Source organism: Streptomyces sp. NBC_01306 (assembly GCF_026340465.1).
Lineage (GTDB): Bacteria > Actinomycetota > Actinomycetes > Streptomycetales > Streptomycetaceae > Streptomyces.
The window spans coordinates 4,992,762-5,018,873 of the sequence record NZ_JAPEPC010000001.1 but is presented as its reverse complement, the minus strand read 5'-3'; the positions used below and the strand labels follow the sequence as shown (position 1 = coordinate 5,018,873).

General features: G+C 71.1%; 19 protein-coding genes. 5 read left to right on the top strand and 14 right to left on the bottom strand.

Going from position 1 to position 26,112, the window contains the following annotated elements; genetic code table 11:
• Positions 1-99 precede the first annotated feature (99 nt).
• Positions 100-1,482, top strand: a complete 1,383-nt coding sequence (locus OG385_RS22090) for an STM4012 family radical SAM protein (RefSeq protein ID WP_266856919.1) — start codon at positions 100-102, stop codon at positions 1,480-1,482.
• A 27-nt stretch (positions 1,483-1,509) separates the two neighbouring features.
• On the opposite strand, the gene OG385_RS22085 is transcribed toward OG385_RS22090, so the two are convergent.
• The 4 genes from OG385_RS22085 to OG385_RS22070 form a co-directional block, all read right to left on the bottom strand.
• The gene (locus tag OG385_RS22085) at positions 1,510-2,574 is read right to left on the bottom strand and encodes a DMT family transporter (RefSeq protein WP_266856917.1); all 1,065 of its coding nucleotides are present in this window, start codon (positions 2,572-2,574) and stop codon (positions 1,510-1,512) included.
• Between the two features lie 275 nt (positions 2,575-2,849).
• A complete protein-coding gene (locus OG385_RS22080) occupies positions 2,850-3,752 on the bottom strand; it encodes an ABC transporter permease (protein ID WP_266856915.1) in 903 nt (300 codons plus the stop codon).
• A complete protein-coding gene (locus OG385_RS22075; RefSeq protein ID WP_266856913.1) occupies positions 3,749-6,364 on the bottom strand; it encodes an alpha/beta fold hydrolase in 2,616 nt (871 codons plus the stop codon). Before OG385_RS22075 ends, OG385_RS22080 begins: the two co-directional genes overlap by 4 nt.
• A 156-nt stretch (positions 6,365-6,520) precedes the next feature.
• On the bottom strand, positions 6,521-7,390 hold the full coding sequence (locus OG385_RS22070; RefSeq protein ID WP_266856911.1) for an aminoglycoside phosphotransferase family protein: 870 nt from the start codon (positions 7,388-7,390) through the stop codon (positions 6,521-6,523).
• Between the two features lie 146 nt (positions 7,391-7,536).
• On the opposite strand from OG385_RS22070, the gene OG385_RS22065 reads away from it, so the two are divergent.
• Positions 7,537-8,436, top strand: coding sequence for a hypothetical protein (locus tag OG385_RS22065; protein WP_266856910.1), 900 nt, complete (start codon positions 7,537-7,539; stop codon positions 8,434-8,436).
• Between the two features lie 62 nt (positions 8,437-8,498).
• On the opposite strand, the gene OG385_RS22060 is transcribed toward OG385_RS22065, so the two are convergent.
• The 8 genes from OG385_RS22060 to iolC all read right to left on the bottom strand — a co-directional run bounded on the left by OG385_RS22060 (position 8,499) and on the right by iolC (position 19,722).
• Complete coding sequence (locus OG385_RS22060; protein ID WP_266856909.1) at positions 8,499-10,388, bottom strand: phospholipase C; 1,890 nt, start codon at positions 10,386-10,388, stop codon at positions 8,499-8,501.
• 221 nt (positions 10,389-10,609) lie between these two features.
• Entirely contained in the window at positions 10,610-11,875 is a 1,266-nt protein-coding gene (efeB, locus tag OG385_RS22055; RefSeq protein ID WP_266856907.1) for an iron uptake transporter deferrochelatase/peroxidase subunit, read from the bottom strand.
• A 163-nt stretch (positions 11,876-12,038) separates the two neighbouring features.
• Positions 12,039-13,172, bottom strand: a complete 1,134-nt coding sequence (locus tag OG385_RS22050) for an EfeM/EfeO family lipoprotein (protein ID WP_266861065.1) — start codon at positions 13,170-13,172, stop codon at positions 12,039-12,041.
• 291 nt (positions 13,173-13,463) lie between these two features.
• Positions 13,464-14,963, bottom strand: a complete 1,500-nt coding sequence (locus OG385_RS22045; RefSeq protein ID WP_266856905.1) for a CoA-acylating methylmalonate-semialdehyde dehydrogenase — start codon at positions 14,961-14,963, stop codon at positions 13,464-13,466.
• 19 nt (positions 14,964-14,982) lie between these two features.
• Positions 14,983-16,905 (bottom strand): 3D-(3,5/4)-trihydroxycyclohexane-1,2-dione acylhydrolase (decyclizing), encoded by a 1,923-nt coding sequence (gene iolD / locus OG385_RS22040; protein WP_266856903.1) that lies wholly within the window; start codon positions 16,903-16,905, stop codon positions 14,983-14,985.
• On the bottom strand, positions 16,902-17,861 hold the full coding sequence (gene iolB / locus OG385_RS22035; protein WP_266856901.1) for a 5-deoxy-glucuronate isomerase: 960 nt from the start codon (positions 17,859-17,861) through the stop codon (positions 16,902-16,904). The genes iolD and iolB overlap by 4 nt, the downstream gene beginning before the upstream one ends.
• Positions 17,858-18,769, bottom strand: a complete 912-nt coding sequence (locus OG385_RS22030) for a deoxyribose-phosphate aldolase (RefSeq protein ID WP_266856899.1) — start codon at positions 18,767-18,769, stop codon at positions 17,858-17,860. Before OG385_RS22030 ends, iolB begins: the two co-directional genes overlap by 4 nt.
• Positions 18,766-19,722, bottom strand: a complete 957-nt coding sequence (gene iolC / locus OG385_RS22025; RefSeq protein WP_266861063.1) for a 5-dehydro-2-deoxygluconokinase — start codon at positions 19,720-19,722, stop codon at positions 18,766-18,768. Before iolC ends, OG385_RS22030 begins: the two co-directional genes overlap by 4 nt.
• 186 nt (positions 19,723-19,908) lie before the next feature.
• Here iolC and OG385_RS22020 point away from each other — a divergent pair, with 186 nt between their 5' ends.
• The 3 genes from OG385_RS22020 (at position 19,909) to OG385_RS22010 (ending at position 21,727) form a co-directional block, all read left to right on the top strand.
• Positions 19,909-20,799 carry a sugar phosphate isomerase/epimerase gene (locus tag OG385_RS22020; RefSeq protein WP_266856897.1) on the top strand — a complete coding sequence of 297 codons (891 nt, stop codon included), beginning with the start codon at positions 19,909-19,911 and terminating at the stop codon, positions 20,797-20,799.
• A gap of 258 nt (positions 20,800-21,057) precedes the next feature.
• On the top strand, positions 21,058-21,249 hold the full coding sequence (locus OG385_RS22015) for an AlpA family transcriptional regulator (protein WP_266856895.1): 192 nt from the start codon (positions 21,058-21,060) through the stop codon (positions 21,247-21,249).
• Between the two features lie 136 nt (positions 21,250-21,385).
• The gene (locus tag OG385_RS22010) at positions 21,386-21,727 is read left to right on the top strand and encodes a heavy-metal-associated domain-containing protein (RefSeq protein ID WP_266856893.1); all 342 of its coding nucleotides are present in this window, start codon (positions 21,386-21,388) and stop codon (positions 21,725-21,727) included.
• 630 nt (positions 21,728-22,357) lie between these two features.
• On the opposite strand, the gene OG385_RS22005 is transcribed toward OG385_RS22010, so the two are convergent.
• Both OG385_RS22005 and OG385_RS22000 read right to left on the bottom strand, forming a co-directional pair.
• The gene (locus OG385_RS22005) at positions 22,358-23,656 is read right to left on the bottom strand and encodes a citrate synthase (protein ID WP_266856891.1); all 1,299 of its coding nucleotides are present in this window, start codon (positions 23,654-23,656) and stop codon (positions 22,358-22,360) included.
• A 133-nt stretch (positions 23,657-23,789) separates the two neighbouring features.
• Positions 23,790-26,060 (bottom strand): ATP-dependent RecD-like DNA helicase, encoded by a 2,271-nt coding sequence (locus OG385_RS22000; RefSeq protein WP_266856889.1) that lies wholly within the window; start codon positions 26,058-26,060, stop codon positions 23,790-23,792.
• Between the last annotated feature and the right edge of the window lie 52 nt (positions 26,061-26,112).

Here is a 26,112-nt window from a genome sequence, read left to right as displayed (position 1 = left end):
ATTTCAGCCCATGCCATCCGTGACGCTGAGTCGATCATGCTGACACGTGGCGCGACTATCTGTGGGACCCGATCGACCCCGGAAGGAAGCATCACGGAAGTGACATCCTCTGTACCGGTCCACATCTCCCGTTCCGTTCCCGACGAACCGACCACGCCGTACAAGCAGTACGTGTACGCCTACCCGCATCAGAAGGCCTACCGGCTCGGGACCGAGCGGCCGCTCCTCACCGATTTATGGGCCGGGGAGCGCCTCGACTCGCTCTCCCTCTACGTCCACATCCCCTTCTGCGAAATGCGCTGCGGCTTCTGCAATCTCTTCACCCGCACCGGCGCACCCGAGGAGGTCACCCGCGACTTCCTCGGCACCCTGGAACGGCAGGCACGCGTCACCCGTGAGGCCCTGGAGGCCAACGGTGCACCGGGGTTCACCCTCGCGGCATTCGGCGGCGGCACCCCGACGTACCTCACCGCGGACGAGCTGGTGCAGCTCTGCGACATCTGCGAGAACGTGATGGGCGCGGACCTCAGGGCGGTGCCGTGGTCGGTCGAGACCTCGCCGGCCACCGCCACAGCCGACCGCATCGCGGTCCTCGCGGAGCGCGGCGCCACCCGGCTGAGCATCGGCGTGCAGAGCTTCATCGACGAGGAGGCGCGGGCAGCCGTACGGCCGCAGAAGCGGTCGGAGGTGGAGGCGGCGCTGGGACGACTGAAGGAGGCCGCTTTCCCCATCCTCAACATCGACCTCATCTACGGCATCGACGGCCAGACGGAACAGAGCTTCAAGGTGTCGTTGGACGCGGCGCTGAGCTGGGAACCCGAGGAGATCTACCTCTACCCGCTGTACGTCCGCCCGTTGACCGGCCTCATGGCCCGGCACGACAAGAGCGGCGAGCTCTGGGACGAACAGCGGCTGCGGCTCTACCGGTACGGGCGGGAGTACCTGCTCGCCGCCGGCTACCGGCAGACGTCCATGCGGGTCTTCAGCCGTATCGGCACCGCGGCCGTCGACAGCGCGGACGACAGCAACATCAGTGAGTACAACCAGCAGGCCGGGATGGTCGGACTGGGTGTCGGCGCACGGTCGTTCACGACCGATCTGCACTACACGACGGACTACGCGGTCGCCGTGCCGGAGGTCAGGCGCATCATTGACGACTACATAGCGACGCCGACCGAGGAATTCCGGCGCGCGCAGTGGTCGTTCCGCATGGACGACGACGAGCGCCGCCGCATGCTCATCCTGCACATGCTGCTGGAGGCCGACGGAATGAACGTCGAGCGCTACCGGTCGCAGTTCGGCACCCTTCCGCAGGAAGACTTCCCCGCCCAGTTCGCCCTGGTCACCGAGCGGGGCTGGCTCACCCGGGACGGCGGAGTGCTGCGGCTGACCCCGGAGGGGATGGCCTGGGCGGACGCGATCGGCCCGCTGTTCTTCTCCCCCCGGGTGAACGACGCCATGTCGTCCTACCAGGACCGCTGAGCCGTATCCGGCGGTCCCTCTGTCCGGCTACGTCTCCTCGCGCGCTCCCGTCCGGGCGGCGCGGGAGGCGTGGCCCTCTTCGCGCCCCGTACGGGAGGCGTGGCTCTCACCGTGTCCCCCGGCGTCCCCCGGGAGACCTGCCGCGACCGCCTCGTCCCGGTCACCGGCCGGACGGCCGCTGCGGCGGGCCGGGGCGGAGACCAGGACCAGTCCGCCCAGCAGGAGCACCGCGCCCGCCATCCCGGACCTGCTCAGCCGCTCGCCGAGCAGCGCGATCCCCAGCACCGTGGCGACCAGCGGTTCGGCCAGGCTGAGCGTGCCGGTCGTGGCCCCGCTGATCCGGACCACGCCCCTGGTGAACAGTAGATAGCCCAGGGCGGTCGTGGCGAGCGCCAGCCAGCCGACCAGGATCAGCGTCCGCGGTTCGGCAAGCCCGTCCGGGTGGGCGAAGACCCAGGGCGAGACCAGGATTCCCGCGCACAGCACACTCGCCGGGGCAGCGGCGGTGGTGTCCGCGCCCCGGTCGCCGAGCCGTTTGGTCGCCGAGATGTAGACCCCGAAGCTGGCTCCGGCGATCAGCCCGAGCAGCACGCCGCCCGTACTGTCGGCCGGGCCGCCGCCGCCCGGCCCGCCACCGGCCGGTACGAGCAGCAGCGCGATGCCGCTGATCGCGCAGACGGTGCCGCAGGCCCACCGCCCGCTCAGCCGCTCACCGTTCAGGACCCGCCCGCAGATCCCCGTCACGACCGGGACCGTACCGAAGGTCACGGCGGTCGCCAGGGCGGCGCCGCTGCGGTCCACCGCTTCCAGGAAGCACGCCTGGAAGGCGGCGGTGACCAGGACGCTCACCAGCATCCACCAACGGGCCTGCCGGTGCCACAGCGTCCGGACTCCCGCCCACCGCGCGGTGAACAGCCCCAGGACGAAACCCCCGACGAGCATCCGGCAGGCGCCGATCGCCACCGGCGACGCGCTGGTTCCGGCCAGGATCTCGGCGGGGCCGACTGTGCCCCAGAGGAAAGCGGCAGCCAGTACCGGCGGCACTCCGCCGTCGCGCACCGCACGCCCGAGCTTGCCCGCTGTGCTTGTCACGCACTCTCATTCCGCAGAGCCGGGCAGGATCCGTGGCACAGCACATATCGCACAGCACACATTGCACTCAGCACGCCTCGGCGGCACACCCGACGTTTCCTGGCCCCGACGCTAGGGGGTTCCCGCGCTCCGGCCCCATAGGGAGAACCCACCAACTCGGCACCCGGCGGGCGCTCTCCTTCCGGCGCTTCGCACAATCGCGCGCAATGGCGCCCCGCACGGCTGCCGCCGGGCCGTCGCGAGGCCGCCGCCCGGCCACCGCCCGGCCGCCTCCGCTACGACACGATGTCCTTCCGGGCGAACCCCCTGAAGGCCAGCGCGAAGAGCACGAGCGCGTACGCCACCGAGACGGCCGCGCCCTTGACCATGCCGCCCCATTCGAGCTGGGGCTGGAGTGCGTCCGCCCAGGCGAACTGCCAGTGCGCGGGCAGGAAGTCGCGCCAGGAGCCGAGCGCGGTCACCGCGTCCAGGACGTTCCCGACGATCGTCAGACCGACCGCGCCGCCGACCGCGCCCAGCGGCGCGTCCGTCCTGGTGGAGAGCCAGAACGCGAGTGCTGCCGTGACCAGTTGGGACACCGAGATGAACGCCACCACGAGCACGAGCCGCGGCACCGTGTCCCCCGCTGCGAGCGAGCCCCCGGTGGGCAGCTCCAGCGGCCCCCAGCCGTACGCGACCGCGCCCACCGCGAGCGCCACCACCGGCAGCACCACCATCGCCGCCAGGCTGAAGACCAGGGCCACCGCGAGCTTGCTCCACAGCAGCCGGGCGCGCGGCACCGGCGCGGCGAGCAGATAGCGCAGCGAGGACCAGCCGGCCTCCGATGCCACCGTGTCGCCGCAGAACAGCGCGACCGGCACCACCAGCAGGAAGCCCGCCGACACGAACAGGCAGGTCGCCGAGAAGTTCGCACCGGAGGCCGTCGCGGTGTCGAGGAGCGTCGGCCCGTTCCGGCCGCTGCCGCTGGGGGCGCCGCCGACCGCGAACGCCGCGACCAGGATGAACGGCAGCGCGACGAGCACCGCACCCATCGCCAGCGTGCGCCGCCGCCTGAACTGCCGTTTCGCCTCGACCAGCAGCGGAAGCGTGTGCCGTGCGCGGTATCCGGGCGCGGTGGCTGTCGCGGGGTCGCGTGGGGCGGGGCCCGGTCGGGGGTCCGGGAGGGCGGTCGTGCTCATGCGGGTTGGCCTCCGATCAGGGTGAGGAACGCGTCCTCCAGGCGGCGGTGCGCTCCCACGCCGGTCAACGGCACTTCCAGGCGCAGCAGTTCGGAGATGAGGGCGGCCGGGGTGGCGCCGTCCAGCCGTACGAGCAGTCCGTCGTCGGTCCGTACGGCGGACCCGATGCCGGGCAGTGCGGCCACCTTTCCGGCCAGCGCCTCGGTGATCTCATCGGCGGCGGTGACGAGGAGGGTGTCCCCGCTGCCGGTGATCTCGGCGACGGGTCCGGCCTGTATGAGCTGTCCGTGGTCCATGACGACCAGATGTGTACAGGACTGCTCAACCTCCGCCAGCAGATGGCTGGAGACGATCACGGTCCGGCCTTCGGCCGCGTACCGGATCATCACGTCCCGCATCTCGCGGATCTGCGGCGGGTCGAGTCCGTTCGTCGGCTCGTCCAGGATCAGCAGGTCGGGCAGGCCGAGCATGGCCTGGGCAATGGCGAGCCGCTGCCGCATCCCCTGCGAGTACGTACGGACCGCGCGGTCCAGTGCGTCTCCCAGCCCGGCGATCTCCAGCGCCTCGGCGACGTGCGAGTCCTCGGTGGGGCGGCCGGTGGCCTGCCAGTACAGATCGAGGTTGGCCCGCCCGGAGAGGTGCGGCAGGAACCCGGCCCCCTCGACGAAGGCGCCGACCCGCGAGAGGACGGGCGCACCCGGCCGGATGGCGTGGCCGAACACCCGGATCTCGCCGCCGTCCGGTGTGATGAGCCCCATGAGCATCCGCAGGGTGGTGGTCTTGCCCGCGCCGTTGGGCCCGAGCAGACCGAGCACCTGGCCCTTTCCGACCTCGAAGGACAGGTCGCGGACCGCGTACCGGTCGGCGGACCTGGCGTACTTCTTGGCCAGCCCGGTGATCCGCAGCGGCAGCTGCGCCAGCTCCGGGTCGGGTGCGGGGACGGACCTGGCCCGCCGCGGCACCAGCAGCACGGCCGCGATCAGCGCGCCCAGCGCGGGAAGTCCCCACACCCACCAGGGGAATCCGGCACTCGCGGTGCGCAGCGCCGGCACGGTGGGGACGGTCAGTGGTCCGGCCTGCGCGACGGTGTACGTGGCGGGGGACGCCGGGGACGCGTAGCCGAGGTCGGTCGAGGCGAGGACCAGCCGCAGCCGGTGTCCGGCCTCGACCTTGTGGTCGATGGCCGGCAGGGTCAGCTCGACCGTCCGGCCCGCCTTCGCCCCGGTGATCCGGACCGGGGCGACGAGCTGGTGCGGCAGGAGCTGCTGCTTGCCGTCCGGTGGCACGTCGTACACCTTGGCGAAGAGCACCGCGTCCGGTGAGGACGACGTGACCCTGATCCTGGCCTTCGGTGCGCCGGTGACGGTGAGTGCGGTGGTCAGCGGTGCGGAGTCGAAGCGCGCGTACTGGCCGGGCAGGTCCAGCGAGAGCCCCACCCCGAGCCCGGAGAGCTGGGAGAGCGCGGCGACGCCCGGTACGGCGGAGATCGAGGGCGGGGCGCCGCCCGCCGGATTCTCCACGGTCTGCTCGCGGCCGGTGAGCGCGAGCGGGTGCCCGCCGCTCTCCAGGCCGGGATAGCGGCTGCTGCTCGCACCCCTCAACTGGGCGGCGCCATCGGTCGAATCGACCCCGCCGGTCCGGGTGACGCGGAAGGCAGGGCCGGTGTCGGCGCCCTTGTCGCCCTTGAGATAGCGGTCGAACCAGGAGGCGATCCGCCCGTTGATCCGGCCGCTCTCCCCGTCTCCGCCGTCGTGTCCGCCGGCGATCCAGTCGACCGAGACGGGCGCGCCGTTGGCCTTGATCCGCTGCGCCGCGGCATCGGCCTGGCCCAGCGGGAAGAGGGAGTCCGTCTGACCCTGGACGATCAGCGAGGGCACCTTGATCCGGCCGCCCACCGCGGACGGGCTCCGCTCGTCGAGCATCTTGCGGGCGGCGGCGTCCGGCTTGCCGCTCTCGGCGACCCGGTCGTACATCGCGCAGAGCTGCTTCTCGAAACGGGCGCAGCCACCACCGGAGTTGATGAAGATCCCGGCCCAGAGCTTCTTGAACACCCCGTCGGGGAAGAGCGAGTCGGCCAGGTTCCAGTAGGTGATCTGCGGCGCGATGGCGTCGACGCGGTGGTCGTACCCGGCGGCGAGCAGCGAGATCGCACCGCCGTACGAGGCACCGGTGACGCCGACGCGCGGGTCGCCGGGCTTGTCCAGCTGGACTTCCGGGCGGGTCGCCAGCCAGTCGATCAGCCGTGACACGTCCTTGACCTCATGGCCGGGGTCGTTGAGCCCGATGTCACCGGTCGACTTCCCGAAGCCCCGTGCCGACCAGGTCAGCACCGCGAACCCGTCCCGGGCCAACTGCTGTGCCTGGGACTTCACCTCGTCCTTGCTGCCGCCGAAGCCGTGCCCGAGCAGCACGGCGGGCCGCCGCCCGGAGCCGCCCGCCGTGAAGTACGACGTGTCGATACGCACCCCGTCCACCGCCATCAGCCGGTCCTCACGGTGCACCGGCGCGGGCCCGTCGGACGCGACAGCAGTCCACGTACCGGCCCCGGCGAGGACGGCGAGCACGGCGGCCGCGCAGGCGAGCACCCGGCCACGGGGTTTGCGTAGCTTCATACCTGAACCCTAAGCGCCTGCTCGGACAGCGCGGCGGGCCACGGGGTGGAACTGCCGGGTGTACCGGCGGAGTAGCCGGCCGGGGGTCCGTACCGCGGCGGGAGTAGCCGGGCGCGGGCCGGATCGCGGGCCGGGCGTCCCTTAACGGTGCGGCGTTCAGCCCCGCAGACCCGCCGGGGTGACGAGGAACGCCGGCGCGCCCGTGGTGAGGGGTGCGGTGGCCCGGCACCAGGCGAGAACCCGGGCCGCCGACATGCCGGGCACGAGCGCGGCCAGTTCGGCGATCCGGCGCCGCAGCGCGCCCTCGTCCGTCGCTCCGTCGATGGCCCAGTCGGCCGCGTCGAAGTCCGGGTCGCCGAAGGTCGGGCGGGGATCGATGGCGACGAGCCGGTGCCCCGGGCCGACCAGGACGTTGCCCGGGTGCAGATCGCCGTGCACCAGCCCGTCGGCCGGGCCGGTTCCCGCGAGACCGAGCGCGGCTGCGCGCCCGTGCGCCAGTACCTCCGGGTCGTGGGTGCCGCGCCGGGCGGCCATGTCGTACATGAACGTGATCCGTTCACCGAGCGGCGGGAGCAGCGGTGTACGGGTACGCGGCGCCGTACGCAGGTCCGCCAGGAGCCGGGCGATGTCCGCGGTCCGCCAGCCGCTCTCCCGTACGCGGGTGCCCGGTTCGACCCCGGCCAGCAGCAGCGCCCCGACGCGGAGATCGCTGTCGAGCAGCCGGACGACGGACGGGGTGGCGGACCAGGCGCTCAGCGCCTCGGCCTCCTGGGTGGCGACGACCGGATCGGGCGTCAGCTTCAGCCACACGGCGGCGGCCGCCCCCTCATGATCCCCGTCGCGCCGGCAGCGGTACACCCGGGAGGTGCCACCGCCGCCGGCCTCGCCGACGTCGAGACCCCACCGGCGGGCGAGGCCGTCCACGAGCGTGGGGAGCGCGTCGTACCAGGGGCCGGCCATGGGACCGAAGCGCGCGATCAGACGGGCCCGGTTGCCGGGGTGCTGCCCTGGTCCCGCTGCCGCCATCTCGCTCCCCCCGACGTCCGCCGTCCGCCCTGTGTCACGCGGTCGGTCACGTCAACGTACCTGGTTGGCCCGGGCGCCCACCTCCCGATTACCTGCGGTCTAAACTCCTCCGGTCACAAGCGAATTCAAGGGGTGGGGACATAGACATGAGTACGAAGGTGAGCAGAGTCGCGCTGTGCGCGGCGGCGGTTGCGACGGTCGTGGGGATGACCGGCTGCTCCGCCCACACGGCGAAGAAGACGGCCGAGGGGGCGGCGAAGGTCGCCGTCCAGCCGCTGGCCGCTCTTCAGCGCGCGACGGACAGCACGGAGAAGTACGGCTCGGCCGAGGTGCGCATGACCACATCGTTCCCCGCGCACTCGACGATAGTGGGATCGTCCTCCAAGAATGAGCCGATCACGATGGAGGGGACGTACTCCTGGGGCGACGGCCTCTCCTTCGATGTGCAGACGGACGCGAAGTCCGCCGGAATGGACGGACTGACGTCCGGCAAGAGCGTCAACATGCTGCTGGTGAACGGCGCGTACTACTACCACGTCGTTCCGCAGGCGAGTGGCCGGTTGAAGGGCAAGCACTGGGTGCGGGTCGATTTGTCGGCCATCGTGGGCGAATCCGGTGCGGCCGAGCTGACCGGTGGCAGTGCCGATCCGACGCAGGGGATCAAGTCCCTGAAGTACACCCGGAATGTCAGGCAAGTCGGAAAGGAGACCGTGCTCGGCAGGGAAACGACCCACTACCACACCACGCTGTCCAAGGACGATCTCGGAGCGGCCGGATCCACGCTCGGGTCCGATGACAAGAAGCGGCTGCTCCAGCAGTTCCCCGGCTCGGTGGACTCGATCACCTTCGATGTCTGGGTCGACAACCAGGACGTGCCGGTCAGGATGAAGGAGGACCTCGACGCCATGAAGGTGTCGGTCGACTTCAAGAAGTTCGGTCCCGCGAAGCCTGTGCAGACGCCGTCGGCCTCGGACACCGCGGACCTGAGCGACACATTCCGGCAGATGCGGACGAAGGCGGACCCGTCGGGACAGACGGCAGGCTGATGCGCTGAGCAGGTGTGCACCCGCCCGTCCGCGACGGACGGGCGGGTGCGCGCCGTCCGGGCTCAGCCCTCCGTACGGCCCCTCCGGCGCCGCACCACGAAGGCCGCCCCTCCCGCCGCCACCAGTACCGCCGCGATACCGGCCGGCAGGACGGCCGACGACGGGGCGCTCGCCGCGACATCACTGGACGCGAGGTCGGAGCGGGTCGCGGACCGGTCCGCCGTCGCGGCCGCCGCGCCGTGCGGGCGCGAGGGCTGCGCGGGGATGTGCCGCACCGACTGCACCGATCCGTCCGTGTTGAGCAGCACCTGCTTGTTGTTCGGGTGCCTGAAGTCGAAGGCCGACGTCAGGGAACCGGCGCGGGCGTCGAAGGACGCATCGCCGATACGGCCCGTGTGCCAGTTGTCCTCGATGAACTGGGTGATCGACGCCTGCTCGGTGCGGGTGTGGTCGACCGAATTCACCTTGCTGTACGGGGAGATGACCAGCAGCGGCTGCCGGGTGCCGGGGCCGCAGCGGTCGGCGTAGCCGCCGGCCGACCGGGGACCGGCCTGGCAGGCCGGGCTGTCGGTGGCCTTCCCGTTGGAGCCGGTCGTGGTGTCCTTCGAGCCGTTCTGGGGCTTGGCGTACGCGTGGTCGTACCAGCCGTCCGAGTCGTCATAGGCGACGACGACGGCCGTGTCCTTCCACTCCGGGGACTTCTGGAGCTTGTTGATCTGCCCGACGAGGAAGTGCTGCTCGTCGGTCGGGTCCGAGTATCCCGCGTGGCCGTCCTGGAACTCCGATGCCTTCAGGAAGCTCACCGCGGGCAGCTGGTCCGCCTTCAGGGCCGCGTCGAAGTCGGTCAGGTCGTAGTTGTGGTTCGCGCGCCCGCTGTGCCCGATCTCGCTGACGTTCTTCGGGGCCAGGTGGTGCGGGTTGGACGTCGAGCTGTAGTACTGGAAGGGCGAGTGGTGCGGGCTGTAGTCGACGGACGCGGCGCCGCCCACGTTGGTGTGGGTGCTCCCCGCGCACTTCGCGTAGTCGCCCTGCTTGCCGCTCCAGGCGGTGCTGGGCCGGAAGCCGCCCTGGAACCAGCCCCAGCTGACCTTCTTCTTGTTCAGCAGGTCACCGATGTTACTGCCGTGCATTACGGCGAGCGCGTTCTTGCTGGTGTGGTCGCTGTTCGAGCAGTCGTCGTACGCCGGGTCGGGGTCGTTGGTGACCGTGCCGACGCCCTTGGCGTCCGGTGAGACGACCGTGTACGCGTCGGGCTTCGCCGTCTGCTTCGGGTGCTCGGTGCCGGACGCCGGGTCGACGGAGGTCACGCCGTGCGTCTGGCCGGAGATCAGGTTGAGCGCTCCGGGCGTCGAGGGGCCGTAGTTGGAGCTGTACGAGTTGTCGCCGAGCGAGTAGTGCTGGGCGTAGTTCCACAGTCCGGTGACCGTGTTGCCGTCGTAGTAGTCCATGACCAGACCGGGCTCGCCGAAGAGGTTGCCCGAGCACTTGCCGGAGTCGGTGTTCTGGACGTACTGGTCGGCTTTGCCGCCGTTGGCCGCGTACTGCTCGGGCCCGTAGTTGTGGTTCTGGTCGCAGGTCAGCGCCTGTGACGAGGAGAGCCGGCGGGGCGCGTACTGGTTCGGGTTGTTCTTCAGCAGCCCCGCGTTGCTCAGGGTGTTGATGTTCTTCGGGGTGTGCCGGTCCGCGGTGAACTTCGTACCGTCGGTGTTGGCCGCCTTCGGGTACGTACCGAAGTAGTGGTCGAAGGAGACGTTCTCCTGGAAGATCACCACCAGGTGCTTGACCGGGGTGGCGGTCGCGTGGCTGCCGCCGTGCTGACCGTGGCCGGGCCCGTGCGGGCTCGCGAACGCGGGGGCCTGGCCCCCGAGGACGGTGAGCGCCGCAGCTCCGGCGAAGGCGCCCCACCGTATCGCCCGCCGTCCGGGCCCCGCCGTTCTCCCTGTGCTGACCATGCTCTCCGTGCCTCCGCTGTCGGCTGCCGTGATCGTGCTTACGCGGAGGATGCTGCGCGCCCGCCACGACCGGGTGACTGCGCGTCCGTGTCGCCGGGGTGAACAGCCAGTCACGAAGTCCGGGGGAAGACTTGACCGTTCCTTGGTACGCGGAGGGGCGGGGAGGTACGCAGAGGTGCGGGGAGGGGGAGTACGCGGAGGTACAGGGAGAGGGGCGGGGCTCAGGCGAGAAGCGCCCTGCCCAGCCAGTCCGTACGGTCGCGTACGCCGGGCAGGGCGAAGAAGTAGCCCCCGCCGAACGGCTTGATGTAGTCCACCAGCGGCTCACCTGCCAGCCGCTTCTGCACCGTCTCGAACTGCCGGGCCAGGTCCTGCTGGTAGCAGCAGAAGAGCAGCCCCATGTCGAGGTTGCCGTTGGAGTCCATGCCCCGGTCGTAGTTGTACGCCCGGCGCAGCAGCCGCTGCCCCTCGGTCTTCGGGGTCCGCGGATTGGCCATCCGGATATGGCTGTCCAGCGGGATCACATCGCCCTTCGGGTCCTGCGCGTACCGCGGGGAGTCGAATTCATGGTTCCCGTCGAGCGGGGCCCCGGTGTCGCGGCCCCGGCCGAACATCCGCTCCTGCTCGGTCAGCGAGACCCGGTCCCAGAACTCCACCAGCATCCGGATCAGCCGCACCACCTGATAGCTGCCCCCGGCCGTCCAGTCGGGCTCGGCGCCTGCGCCCACCCAGACCAGCCGGTCCATCGCCGCGGCGTCGTGTGCGTCGGGGTTGGCCGTACCGTCCTTGAACCCCAGGAGGTTGCGGGGTGTTCCGCTGGGCCGGGCGGGGCTGCTGAAGCCGTCCATCCGCCAGCGCACCTGCATCGCGCCCCGGGTGTGCCGGGCGATGTCCCGCAGCGCGTGCAGCACCACATCGGGGCTTTCGGCGCTGAGCTGCACGCTGAGATCGCCGTGGCACTGGGCCTGGTCGAGGTCGTCGTCGGGGAACGACGGCATGGCGGTGAGCCGCAGCGGCTTGCGGCTGTGCAGCCCGAAGCGGCCGTCGAAGAGGGACGCGCCGACACCGGCCGTGACGGTCAGCGCGCCTGCGGGGACCTGCGGTCCGAGCACACCGGAGTCGCTGGGCGGGGCGGTGATACCGAGCGGGGGCGGGGTGCCTCCCGTGGTCAGGAACCGGGCCCGCGCGGTGAGGGTGCGCAGCAGTTCGGTGAGCTCCCTGCGGCCGTCGGCGGTGACGTCGAAGGCCGCGAACACGGTGGCGCGCTGCGGCGCCCCGAGGATTCCGGCCTGGTGGGCGCCGTGGAAGTCCGTACGGGAGACGGCCGGGGCGGCCGTGGTACCTGACGACGGTGCGGCGGGCCGGTCCGCGCCCACCAGGGCGGCCCCCGCTGCCACGGACCCGACGCCCATCGCCGCACTCCGCAGGAATCCGCGCCTGCGCACGTCGTTCCCGCCGTTCGCGCCGTTCGCGCTGTTCCCGCTCATACCGTGCCTCCTGCTGTTCCCCTGCCGTGCCGCATACCGCAGTTCCGCATGGTTTCGTCACGCACGGCGTCCCGCAAGACATTGCCATTGCCCATGCCCCTGCCCATGCCCATGCCCATGCCCATGCGGTTCCTCGTGCCGTTGTTGCTCATGCCATTGCCGCTCATGACGTTCTGCGCAGGTCGCAGAGGGCTGCCACCTGTGACAGCAGCTCGGTCGCCTGGCTGACGTCGGCGTTGAGCCGCTCCCGGTCGGCGGTCTTCAGCCGGTCCACCGGGGTCCACCTGCCGTCGTGGCGGAATCCGTCCAGTGTGCGCTGGGTGCGGTCGAGCCAGGAGTCCAGGTGCGGCAGCCCTGGATCGCGTGAGGTGAGCAACGGCCGCAGTACGGAGAGGAGTTCGCGGGTGCCGTCGAGGTTGGCGCGGGCGGTGGCCAGGCTGGTGCCGCTGCCGTGGTCGGTGCGTCCGGTCAGCTCGAACTGGACGGTGTTCTCCAGGACTTCATGGGCGCGCAGCCCCAGGTCCGCCGGGTCCATGCGCTGCTGCGGCCAGCCGTCGCGCAGTGCGCGGACCGCCGCGTCCAGCCGGTCGGCGGGGCCGCGCAGGGAGGCGGCGGACTCACCGTGCCACAGCCCGTACTCGACCCGGTGGAAACCCTGGAAGTCCGGGTCGCGGGAGCCGCCGGGCAGTCCCGCGCCGGTGCCGTTGATGGCGGCGTCCGCGTCTCCGAAGGTGCCGTAGGCCGCGCCCATCCGCTCGTACACCAGATGTGCGGGCAGCCACGCCGCACGGGCCGCGGCCAGGTCGCCGCGGTCGACGGCCTTCCTGAGTACGCCGGTCTTCCGGGCGAGTTCGGCGGCCCTGGCGCCGATCCACTTCTGGTAGGCGAGGGTCGGCGGGACCAGATCGTGCTCGGTCACCGGCACCGCGTGCGGGCCGCTCCCCCGCGCGGCGCCCGCGATGTGCACGGTCGGGCCGTGGACCGCGTCCGCGTCGTCGGGCAGACAGATGAAGGAGTACGAACCGCCGCCGAGGACCACCCGCATCGCGCGGGTCGTACCGGGCGCGAGTCCCTCGGTCTCCGCGTAGACGGCGCCGGTGCGCGGATCGGTGAGGTCCACCTCGGCGGGGCCGTTGGAGGTGTTGGTCAGGTCGAAGACCTGGGTCCCCGGGTGCGGCCGGGTCCAGCCACGGCCGCAGGAGCCGGGCGAGACCTCTACGGCGGTGTGGCGCAGCCCGTCGGAGGCGGTGGCCGCGGGGTGTCCGCCCGCCGCGCCGGGCCCCTCGGCGGTCAGCAGCGCGCCGAGGGCGACCGCGGTGGCCGTGGCGGTGACGGCCACCGCCACCCATATACGGCGGCCGACGGCGGGCCCCTCACCGGAGCCGGTGCCAGTACCGGCAGCGCTGGTGGGCACAGGTTGGCTCCGTTCGTACGGCATGCAGACGGGGGCGGTCGGATGCCGTCATGCTAGGCATCCGTTCCGCCCCCGAACTGCCGTACGGGAGCCGTCCCGGTGGGAGTTCCCCGGAAGTTCACCGCCGCGCCATACGGCCGTCAGCGGTGAACGGGCTCAGGAATCAGTACCGGCTCAGTGGTTGCTCGGGAACCCGAGGTCGACGCCCGCCGGGGCGTCCGCCGGGTCGGGCCAGCGGGTGGTGACGACCTTGCCGCGGGTGTAGAAGTGCACCCCGTCGTTGCCGTAGATGTGGTGGTCGCCGAAGAGCGAGTCCTTCCAGCCGCCGAAGGAGTGGTAGCCGACCGGGACCGGGATCGGCACGTTGACGCCGACCATGCCGGCCTCGACCTCCAGCTGGAAGCGGCGGGCCGCGCCGCCGTCCCGGGTGAAGATCGCGGTGCCGTTGCCGAACGGCGAGGCGTTCATCAGCGCCACGCCGTCCTCGTACGTGTCGACGCGCAGCACGCAGAGCACCGGGCCGAAGATCTCGTCCTTGTACGCGTCCGATTCCGTGGACACCCGGTCGAGCAGCGAGAGGCCGATCCAGTGGCCGTCCTCGCGGCCCTCGACCGTGAACCCGGTGCCGTCCAGGACGACTTCGGCGCCCTGGGCGGCCGCGCCCGTCACATACGAGGCGACCTTGTCGCGGTGCGCCCTGGTGATCAGCGGGCCCATCTCGGACGACGGGTCGTTGCCGGGGCCGATGGTGATCTTCTCGGCGCGCTCGCGGATCTTCTGGACCAGCTCGTCGGCGATGGAGGAGACAGCGACGACGGCGGAGATCGCCATGCAGCGCTCACCGGCGGAGCCGTACGCGGCGGAGACGGCGGCGTCGGCCGCGGCGTCCAGGTCGGCGTCGGGCAGCACCAGCATGTGGTTCTTGGCGCCGCCGAGCGCCTGGACGCGCTTGCCGTTGGCGGTGGCGGTGGCGTGGATGTGGCGGGCGATCGGGGTGGAGCCGACGAAGGAGACGGCGGCGACGTCCGGGTGGCTCAGCAGGCCCTCCACGGCGACCCTGTCACCGTGCAGGACGTTCAGCACACCGTCCGGCAGACCGGCCTCGGTGGCCAGCTCGGCCAGCAGGTTCGCGGCCGACGGGTCCTTCTCGCTGGGCTTCAGTACGAAGGTGTTGCCGCAGGCGATGGCCAGCGGGAACATCCACATCGGCACCATGGCCGGGAAGTTGAAGGGCGTGATGCCCGCGACGACACCGATCGACTGCCGGATCGAGGAGACGTCGACCCGGCTGGAGACCTGGGTGGACAGCTCGCCCTTGAGCTGGGTGGTGATCCCGCACGCCAGCTCCACGATCTCCAGTCCGCGGGCGACCTCGCCGAGCGCGTCGGAGTGCACCTTGCCGTGCTCGGCGGTGATCAGCGCGGCGATCTCGTCGCGGTGGGCGTCGAGGAGCGCCCGGTAGCGGAAGAGGACCGTGGTGCGCGTGGAGAGCGAGGAGGTCCCCCAGGTCGCGTAGGCGGCCTTCGCGGAGGCGACCGCGGCGTCCACCTCGGCGGCGGAGGCCAGCGCGACCTGTGTGGTGACTTCGCCGGTCGCCGGGTCGGTCACCGGGCCCCAGTTGCCCGACGTGCCGTCGACGGCCCTGCCACCGATCCAGTGGTTGACGGTCTTCATGGTGAACGCTCCTAAAGCCTTAGAGATGACGGCGTCGGGCTGCGACCTGCCGGTCGTACTCCTCCCGGGCCCCGACCGCCGAGGGGCGGGTGGCGGTCTCGGCCACAGGAACATCCCACCACGCCTGCGGCGGAGGCGGCCCCGACACTGTGTCTGCCGTTTCGGTCTCCACGTAGACACATGTGGGGAGGTCGGACGCGCGCGCCGTGGCCAGGGCTTCCCGCAGGTCACGCAGGGTCTTGGCGCGCAGGACCGTCAGCCCGAGGCTGGCCGCGTTGGCCGCCAGATCGACCGGCAGCGGGTCGCCCGTGTACGTGCCGTCGGGCGCCCGGAAGCGGTATGCCGTGCCGAAGCGCTCGGCGCCCACCGACTCCGAGAGGCCGCCGATCGAGGCGTACCCGTGGTTCTGCAGGACGACGACATTGACCGGGAGCCGCTCCTGGACCGCGGTGACGATCTCGGTGGGATTCATCAGGTACGTTCCGTCACCGACCAGCGCCCAGACGGGCCGGCCGGGAGCCGCCAGCTGGACGCCGATCGCGGCCGGGATCTCGTACCCCATACAGGAGTAGCCGTACTCGACGTGGTACTGGTCGGCGGAGCGGGTCCGCCACAGCTGGTGCAGATCGCCGGGGAGCGAGCCCGCCGCGTTGATGACGATGTCGTCGCCGGTCACGAGCGCGTCGAGCGCCCCGAGCACCTGCGCCTGAGTGGGCGCGGCGTCCTCGCTGCCGGTGTAGGCGGCGGTGACCCGTACCTCCCACTCCTCCTTCGCCGCCCGGTACGCGCCCTCGTACGCGGGCGTGACCCGGTGGCCGGTGAGCGCGCCGGTCAGCCGCTCAAGGGTGGCGCGGGCGTCCGCGACGAGCGGGAGCGCGGACAGCTTGTGCGCGTCGGATCCGGCGATGTTGATGTTGACGAAGCGGACCCCGGGGTGCTGGAAGAGCGTCCCCGAAGCGGTGGTGAAGTCGGTGTAGCGGGTGCCGATGCCGATCACCAGGTCGGCGGCGCGGGCCAGCCCGTCGGCGGTGGCGGTGCCGGTGTGGCCGATGCCTCCGACGTCTGCCGGGTGGTCGTACGGCAGCGCGCCCTTGCCCGCCTGGGTGGCGGCCACCGGGATGCCGGTCGCGTCGGCGAAGGCGCGCAGGGCGTCCTGGGCGCCGCTGTGGCGGACGCCGCCGCCCGCGACGATCAGCGGGCGGTGCGCGGCGCGGACCGCGGCGACCGCGTCGGCGAACTCGGTGGCGTCCGGCCGCCGTACGGGCACCCGCCAGACCCGCTCGGCGAAGAACTCGGCCGGCCAGTCGTACGCCTCGGCCTGCACGTCCTGCGGCAGCGCGAGCGTCACCGCGCCGGTCAGCTCCGGATCGGCCAGGACCCGCATCGCGGCGAGCGCGGCCGGGATCAGCGCCTCGGGGCGGGCGATCCGGTCGAAGTACTTCGAGACCGGCCGCAGACAGTCGTTGACCGAGACATCGCCCGCGTACGGGACTTCGAGCTGCTGGAGCACCGGGTCGGCCCGGCGGGCCGCGAAGGTGTCGCCGGGGAGCAGCAGCACCGGCAGGTGGTTGACGCTCGCGAGGGCGGCGCCGGTGACCAGGTTGGTGGCACCGGGGCCGATGGAGGTGGTGACGGCGTGCGCGGAGAGCCGGCCGGACTGCCGGGCGTATCCGACGGCCGCGTGCACCATCGCCTGCTCGTTGCGGCCCTGGTGGTACGGCATCGCGTCCTGGCCGGACTCGATGAGCGCCTGGCCGATCCCGGCGACGTTGCCGTGGCCGAAGATGCCCCAGGTGGCGGCGATCAGCCGCTGCCTGCGGCCGTCGCGCTCGGTGTACTGGCGCGCCAGGAAGGCGACCAGCGCCTGGGCGGTGGTGAGCCGGCGGGTGGCGCCGGGGCCGCCGCTGGCATCCTGGCCCCTTGCTGGCTGACGGGTGGTCATGACCGGTCCTCCTGCGCTCCGTTGGCTCCGTCTGCTCCGTCGGCTCCGTCTGCTCCGTTGGCTCCGTCGGCTCCGTCTGCTCCGTTGCCGTACAGCGGGAGCCTCGGGTCGACGGGCTGCGCGTCCCAGGTCTGCCGGATCCAGCCGTGGTCGGGGTGGTCGCTGATCAGCCACTCGCGCTCCGCGCCGGGCCCCGCCATCACGTTGAGGTAGTACATGTGGTGGCCCGGGGTGGCCATCGAAGGACCGTGCCAGCCGTCCGGGATCAGCACCGTGTCCCCGCTGCGGACTTCGGCGAGCAGATCGGTGCCGCCGGGCCTGGACGGGGAGACCCGGTGGTAGCCGGGGCCGCCGTCCGCGATCTCGAAGTAGTAGATCTCCTCCAGGACCGACTCCTCGCCCGGCCGGTACTCGTCGTGCTTGTGCGGCGGGAACGACGACCAGTTGCCGCCGGGAGTGAGCACCTCGACCGCGATGAGCCGGTCGCACTCGAAGGTGTCGGCTGCGGCGAAGTTGTTGACCTGGCGCGAGCAGCTGCCGCTGCCGCGCAGTTCGACGGGTACCTCCGGCGCGGGGCCGTAGCGGGCGGGGAGACGTCGCCCGCACCTCGCTCCTGCCAGGGCGAAGCGGCCTCCCGCACCGGAGGAGATCTGCGCGCGGGCGTCACGCGGCAGGTAGGCGAAGTCGGTGACTCCGGCGAATACCCCTGCCCTGCCCCGCAGTTCGAAGCGCTCTCCGTCAACAAGGACCGTACAGGCCCCGGCGAGCGGCAGCACGATCCATTCGCTGTCCTCCGTGGAAAGGGCGTGTGAAGCTCCGGGGGCGAGTTCCAGGATCCGCAGCGCGGAGCGGTCCCAGCCGGCCCGCTCGGGGCCGATGTCCAGGGCGTACGGGGTTCGGGCCGCGCTGCCCGCCCGTACCACCAGGACTCCGTTGTCCGGACGGCTGTCGTTCATACGTCCCTCCCGGGCGGCCGGAGCAGGCTCACCGCGATGTCCACGGCGCCCGCCACGTCCCCGTCCGCCGGATAGAGCAGCGAGCGCCCGGCCACCAGCCCCTGCACCGTGGGCAGCCGGAGCGCGGTGCGCCACTTCTCGTAGGTCGCGTCCTGGTCACCGCCCGGTTCGCCGCCGAGCAGCACGGCGGGCAGTGTGGTGGTCTCCATCACCCGCGCCATGTCGTCGGGGTCGGCGGTGACGGGCACTTTGAGCCAGGTGTACGCGGAGGTGCCGGCCAGCCCGGACGCGATGGCGAGGGAACGGGTGACCGCGTCGGCCGTGAGGTCGTTGCGGAGCCGCCCGTCCACCCGGTGGCAGATGAACGGCTCGACGAAGACCGGCAGCGCGCGGGCGGCCATCTCGTCGATGGCGCGGGCGGCGGAGTGCAGGGTGGCCGGTGAGCCGGGGTCCGCGTAGTCGATGCGGAGCAGCAGCTTGCCGGCGTCGAAGCGGAGGCGGGCCAGGTCCTGGGCGCGGTGGCCGGTGAAGCGGTCGTCCAGCTCGAAGGAGGCCCCGGCGAGGCCACCGCGGTTCATCGAGCCCATCACGACCCGGCCCTCCAGGGCGCCCAGGAGCAGCAGGTCCTCCAGGATGTCGGCGGTGGCGAGCACACCGTCGACGCCCGGCCGGGACAGGGCGAGGCAGAGCCGCTCCAGCAGGTCGTGACGGTTGGCCATGGCCAGCTCCCGCCCGCCGACGGCGAGCGATCCGCGGGCCGGGTGGTCGGCGGCCACGATCATCAGCCGGCCGCCGTCGCCGAGCAGCGGTCTGCGGGTGCGGCGGACCGCGGCCTCGGCGATCGCTTCCGGGTGGCGGGTCCTGGTGGCCACCAGATCGCCGACGGAGACCGCGGCGGCGCCGGTCACGGACACACTTCCTGGAGGGCCGCGTCGACCTCGGACGCGTACGGCATCGCGGACGAGCAGGCCAGCCGGGAGGCGACGATGGCGCCCGCCGCGTTGGCGTACCGCATGGTGCGCTCCAGTTCCCATCCGGCGAGCAGGCCATGGCAGAGCGCCCCGCCGAACGCGTCGCCCGCGCCGAGGCCGTTGACGACCTCCACCGGCACGGGCGGCACCTCGGCGGTGCGGCCGTCGCGGTGGACGGCGAGGACGCCGCCCGGGCCCTGTTTGACGACGGCCAGCTCCGGTCCCCGGGCGAGCAGCGCGTCGGCCGCCGCGCGGGGTTCGCGTTCGCCGGTGGCGATCTCTACCTCGTCGATGTTGCCGACGGCCACGGTGGCGTGGCGCAGCGCGCTGATGTAGTGCGGCTTCGGGTCGCCGGTCCAGAACATGGGGCGCCAGTCCAGGTCGAAGACGGTGGCGCGGGGCCCCGGGAGAGCTGCGGCCGGGGACTCCCTGGAGGCGGCGGTCCGGGCCGCCAGAGCGTCGAGGGTCGCCGTTCGGCTGGGCTCCGCGCAGAGCCCCGTCCCGGTCACCCAGAACACCCGCGCGGCCCGGATCTCGCCCAGGTCCAGCTCCTCCCCGTACATCTCCAGATCGGGCGCCTTCGGCTGCCGGTAGAAGTACAGCGGGAAGTCGTCCGGCGGGAACACCTCGCAGAAGGTCACCGGGGTGGGCAGGCCGGGCACGGGGGTCACCCAGCGGTCGTCGACGCCGAACGTCCGCAGTTCCTGGTGCAGATACTCACCGAACGGGTCGGCGCCCGTCCGGGTGATGACGGCGGTCCGCCGCCCGAGCCGCGCCGCAGCGACCGCGACGTTCGCCGCCGAGCCGCCCAGGAACTTGCCGAAGGTGTCGACCTGCGCCAGTGGCACACCGGCCTGCAGGGGGTAGAGGTCCACCCCGATCCGGCCCATCGTGATCAGGTCGTACACCGTGCACGTCCTCTCCATCGGCGGGCGGCCCCGGCCCTGCGGCCGGGTGACGGGGGCCGGGTAACGGGCCCTCAGGTCTAACTCCCCCCTCGGACCCCTGTCAACGCATTGTCCTGACATTCGGACGAACGCTTGACAGCTTTCCCGGCCGGGCGGAAGCCTTGTTCCATGACGCAGATCCGGATCGGCTCCGCACCCGACTCCTGGGGGGTGTGGTTCCCCGAGGACCCGCTCCAGGTCCCCTGGACCCGCTTCCTCGACGAGGTCGCCGCGTCCGGCTACGAGTGGATCGAGCTGGGTCCGTACGGCTATCTGCCCACGGATCCGGTCCGCCTCGCCGACGAGACCGCCCGGCGCGGCCTGCGGGTGTCGGCCGGGACGGTCTTCACCGGGCTGCACCACGGACCCGGCGTCTGGGACGCGACCTGGGCGCATGTCGCCGATGTCGCCGCGCTCACGCAGGCGGCCGGGGCAGGGCATCTGGTCGTCATCCCGTCGTTCTGGCGCGACGACAAGACGGGCGAGGTCAAGGAGCCCGACACCCTCGACGCCGGCCAGTGGCGGCAGCTCACCGAGCTGACCGAGCGTCTGGGCCACGAGGTGCGGGAGCGGTTCGGGCTGCGGATCGTGGTGCATCCCCATGCGGACACCCATATCGACACCGCGGAGAACGTCGCCCGCTTCCTGGACGCGACCGACCCGGAACTGGTCTCGCTCTGCCTGGACACCGGGCACTACGCGTACTGCGGCGGGGACAGCGTGCGGCTCATCGAGACGTACGGGGAGCGGATCGGCTATCTGCATCTGAAGCAGGTGGATCCCGAGGTGCTGGCGCAGGTACGGGCGGAGCGGCTGCCGTTCGGGCCCGCAGTGGCACGCGGGGTGATGTGCGAGCCGCCGGGCGGCATCCCGGCGCTGGAGCCGGTGCTCGACGCGGCACGGAAGCTGGAGACCGATCTGTTCGCGGTCGTCGAGCAGGACATGTATCCCTGCCCGCCGGACCGGCCGCTGCCGATCGCCCGCCGCACCCGCGCGTTCCTCCGCTCCTGCGGGGCCTGACGCACCGGCAGCCGCCCCGGGACCACACCGCTCTATCCGTATGTGCCTCATGTGCCGCTTGAGTCACAGGAGTTACCCTCCCGTCACGCATGTCCGCGTTACACGGCCTTTCGGTCACAGGAGATCAACAGCCCCAGCCCTGCCCTCTTCGGACGCCGTTGTCCGGGGAGAGGGTGAATTGATCACCAATGCGCAGCTCCGCGACTCCCCCGACGGCCTTCCGGCCGGCGTCGCGCGGCAGGCAGGGAGGTGCTGGACATGACCGACCGAAAGCTCTGGTCCTACAAGGAGATCGCCGCACACATCCGGGTGCAGCCGGACACCGTCCGTTCGTACCGGAAACACGGACTGCTCCCGCCACCCGATGAGGTGCAGAACGGAAAGCCCTACTGGTACGCGGAGACCGTCCGGCTCTGGGTGTCGCGCAGGCCCAGCAACAGAGGCCGCTGACTCCCCGGGAGAGGCCGACGCTCCCGACGGCCACCGGGGCCCGGATACCGGCGACACCCGGGTCCCGGTGGCCGTCAGGAGCCCCAGGCGCACCATGGATGGGTACACGCGCACCCGTACACCAGAGGAGAGCAGCATGACCGCTGAGCGAGAGAACACCGCCTACCTCGGACTCCCCCAGTCCGGCCCGCCCGCCGAGGCCGCTCCCGAATCCGGTTGCTGCGGCGGCGGGTGCTGCGGTGGTGGCGGCGACGTGGAGGCGGGGGCGGTCACCGCCGTCTACCAGGTGAGCGGGATGGCATCCGAGCACTGCGAGGGCGCCGTCTCGCTCGAACTCGCCGAACTGTCCGGCGTCACGGGTGTCACGGCCGTCGCCGCCACCGGACAGGTGACCGTGGTCTCGCTCGCCCCGCTGGACGAGCAGACGGTGCGCTCGGTGCTGAGCGAGGCGGGATACGAAGTCGTGGGCCGGGCCTGATCCCTGACGCCGCCGATCGCCGGTGACGGCCCTGTTCACTGATGACCTTGATCGCCGACGACCGGGCCCGATCCACGCCCGTACGTGGAGATCTTCTGGTGACCGGGCCACCCGATGCCTTGTCGGCAGGTATTGCCATGGCCAACTCTTCGCTGTTCGTAGTGACAAACGGCCCGTAATTGCGTACCTTCACAGGACGTTCACAACGAGACTTAGATCACAGGATTTTGGGGGTAACCATTCGGGGGCCCCGAGTGTCTAAGTGAACGATGCCAAGGATGTCTTGGGGGACGTCCGGCGGAACATCTTGGGGGATGTTCCGGGCAAGCGTTGGCCGGGGCACGTGCTACGGGGAGCTTGAGCGGCCCACCCGTCGAGTACGTACCCCGGCAGATCGCGTGCCGTGGCAGCAGCAGTACGCGGAGTGGCATCCGCGCCCAACAGACGCCCGGACCGGATCCCGTGGGGGGAATCCGCCCGGGGAAACGGGAAGCGCCCCGTATCGTCGACCCGTGGGGGGATCGGCGGCGGGGCGCTTTTCGATTGCTGTGCTGACGACCGGGGTCAGTGATCCATCGGGATCAGCGGCCTGCCGGTGTCAGCGTCCACCAGTGTCAGGGCCTGACGGCGTCAGCGGCCTTCGACCGGCGTGAAGTCGCGCAGGACCTCACCGGTGTAGATCTGGCGCGGGCGGCCGATGCGGCTGCCGGGCTCCTTGATCATCTCGTGCCACTGGGCGATCCAGCCGGGCAGCCGGCCGATCGCGAACAGCACGGTGAACATCTCGGTCGGGAAGCCCATGGCGCGGTAGATCAGACCCGTGTAGAAGTCCACGTTCGGGTAGAGCTTCCGCTCGACGAAGTACTCGTCGGCCAGCGCGTGCTCCTCAAGCTTCAGCGCGATGTCGAGCAGCTCGTCATCCTTGCCGAGGGCCGAGAGGACATCGTGCGCCGCCGCCTTGATGATCTTCGCCCGGGGGTCGAAGTTCTTGTAGACGCGGTGCCCGAAGCCCATGAGCTTCACGCCGTCTTCCTTGTTCTTCACCTTGCGGATGAAGGTGTCGACGTCGCCGCCGGACTGCTTGATGCCTTCGAGCATCTCCAGCACCGACTGGTTGGCGCCACCGTGCAGCGGGCCCCACAGCGCGCTGATGCCGGCGGAGATCGAGGCGAACATGTTCGCCTGCGAGGAGCCGACCAGACGCACGGTGGAGGTCGAACAGTTCTGCTCGTGGTCCGCGTGCAGGATGAGGAGCTTGTCCAGCGCGGAGACGACGACCGGGTCCGGCACGTACTCCTGCGAGGGGACCGAGAAGGTCATCCGCAGGAAGTTCTCCACGTACCCGAGGTCGTTGCGCGGGTAGACGAACGGGTGGCCGATCGACTTCTTGTACGCGTACGCCGCGATGGTCGGAAGCTTGGCGAGCAGGCGGATCGTCGAAAGGTGCCGCTGCTGCTCGTCGAAGGGGTTGTGGCTGTCCTGGTAGAACGTGGACAGGGCGCTGACCACCGACGACAGCATCGCCATCGGGTGCGCGTCACGCGGGAAGCCGTCGAAGAAGCGCTTGACGTCCTCGTGCAGCAGCGTGTGCTGGGTGATCTCGTTCTTGAAGGTCGCCAGCTCGTCGACCTTGGGAAGCTCGCCGTTGATCAGCAGGTAGGCCGTCTCAAGGAAGGTCGACTGCTCGGCCACCTGCTCGATCGGGTACCCGCGATAGCGCAGGATGCCCTGCTCGCCGTCGAGGTAGGTGATCGCGGATTTATAGGCGGCCGTGTTGCCGTATCCGCTGTCCAGTGTGACCAGCCCGGTCTGGGCTCGGAGCTTCCCGATATCGAAGCCCTGGTCGCCGACGGTGCTGTCGATCACCGGGTAGGTGTGCTCGTCATCGCCGTACCGCAGTACTACAGCCTTGTTAGCGTTCTCGCTCACGTCATCCCTCACCGACGTAGTGCCTCTTCTTCGAGGTGCCCTGACTGTCTCTACCATCCCCCACTTGGCTCAGCAGAGTGCACTCGGGGTCGCCCGTTGGGCTATTTGGCGGCACTCAGTGCCGCCAACCTGCTTATCCTGCCCTGTTCGCCCTGGTTCCGGAACCCCGGGGTGACGATTCCCACGGTCCGCCGTCCGCGCCGCCTCCCGCCAGTCTGTGGTCCAGCGCGGTAAACCGCCTGCCCGCGGAGACGGTGCGGACAGCCTGGCCGATCGCCTTCCGGGAGCCGACCAGGACGACCAGCTTCTTCGCCCGGGTGACGGCCGTGTAGAGCAGATTGCGCTGGAGCATCATCCAGGCACCCGTGGTGACCGGAATCACCACGGCGGGGTACTCGCTGCCCTGCGAGCGGTGGATCGTCACCGCGTACGCGTGCGCCAGCTCGTCCAGCTCGTCGAACTCGTACTCCACCTCCTCGTCCTCGTCGGTGAGCACGGTCAGTTTCTGGTCCTCCGGATCGAGCGAAGTGACCACGCCCACCGTGCCGTTGAAGACTCCGTTGGCACCCTTGTCGTAGTTGTTTCTGATCTGGGTGACCTTGTCACCGACCCGGAAGACCCGGCCGCCGAACCGCTTCTCGGGCAGGCCTGGCCTGGCCGGGGTGATCGCCTGCTGGAGCAGCCCGTTGAGCGTGCCCGCGCCGGCCGGGCCGCGGTGCATGGGGGCCAGCACCTGGATGTCACGGCGTGGGTTCAGCCCGAATTTCTGCGGGATGCGGCGGGCCGCCACATCGACCGTGAGCTTCCCGGCCTCCTCGGTCTCGTCCTCCACGAAGAGGAAGAAGTCGGGCAGGCCCTGAGTGATGGGGTGCACTCCGGAGTTGATCCGGTGGGCGTTGGTGACCACCCCGGACTGCTGGGCCTGGCGGAAGATCCGGGTCAGCCGGACGTTCGGCGCCGGGCTGGTGGCCGACAGCAGATCGCGCAGCACCTCGCCCGCGCCGACGGACGGAAGCTGGTCCACATCGCCCACGAGCAGCAGATGCGCGCCCGGCGCGACAGCCTTGACCAGCTTGTTGGCGAGGAGCAGATCGAGCATCGACGCCTCGTCCACGACGACCAGGTCCGCGTCGAGCGGGCGGTCCCTGTCGTACGCCGCGTCGCCGCCCGGCTTCAGCTCCAGGAGCCGGTGCACGGTGGACGCCTCGGCCCCGGTCAGCTCGGCGAGCCGCTTGGCCGCGCGGCCGGTGGGCGCCGCGAGGACCACCTTGGCCTGCTTGGCGCGGGCCAGCTCGACCACGGAGCGGACCGTGAAGGACTTGCCGCAGCCGGGACCTCCGGTGAGGACCGCGACCTTCTCGGTGAGCGCGAGGCGGACCGCCGCCTGCTGTTCGGGCGCCAGCTCGGCGCCGGTGCGCCCGGCCAGCCAGTGCAGCGCCTTCTCCCAGTCGACGTCCCGGAAAGCGGGCATCCGGTCCTGCTCGGTGCGCAGCAGCCTGACCACCTGGGACGCGAGCGAGATCTCCGCCCGGTGGAAGGGGACCAGATAGACCGCGGTGACCTGCTCCTCGCCGCCTTCGGGCCCCGGCACCCGCTCCCGTACGACACCCTCCTCAGCGGCCAGTTCGGCCAGGCAGTCGATGACCAGTCCGGTGTCGACCTGGAGCAGCTTGACCGCGTCGGAGATCAGCTGCTCCTCGGGGAGGAAGCAGTGCCCCTGGTCGGTGGACTGGGAGAGCGCGTACTGGAGTCCGGCCTTGACGCGCTCCGGCGAGTCGTGCGGGATGCCGACCGCCTGGGCGATGCGGTCGGCGGTCAGGAAGCCGATGCCCCAGACGTCGGCCGCCAGCCGGTAGGGCTCGTTCTTCACGACCGAGATCGAGGCGTCGCCGTACTTCTTGTAGATCCGGACGGCGATGGAGGTGGAGACCCCGACCCCCTGGAGGAAGATCATCACTTCCTTGATCGCCTTCTGCTCCTCCCAGGCGGCGCCGATCATCTTCGTCCGCTTGGGGCCGAGCCCCGGCACCTCGATGAGGCGCTTGGGCTCCTGCTCGATGACGTCGAGGGTGTCCAGGCCGAAGTGGGTGGTGATCCGGTCGGCCATCACCGGGCCGATGCCCTTGATCAGCCCGGAGCCGAGATAGCGCCGGATGCCCTGGATCGTGGCGGGCAGGACCGTCGTGTAGTTCTCCACCGTGAACTGCTTGCCGTACTGGGAGTGGGAACCCCAGTGGCCCTCCATGCGCAGTGACTCGCCGGGCTGGGCGCCGAGCAGCGAGCCGACGACGGTCAGCAGGTCGGAGCTGCGGCCGGTGTCGACGCGGGCGACCGTGTAGCCGTTCTCCTCATTGGCGTAGGTGATCCGCTCCAGGACCCCTTCCAGCACTGCCATGTTGGACATGGTGCGACGTTACCGCCGGGGTCCGACAGCCCGGTACGGGGAAGCGGCACCG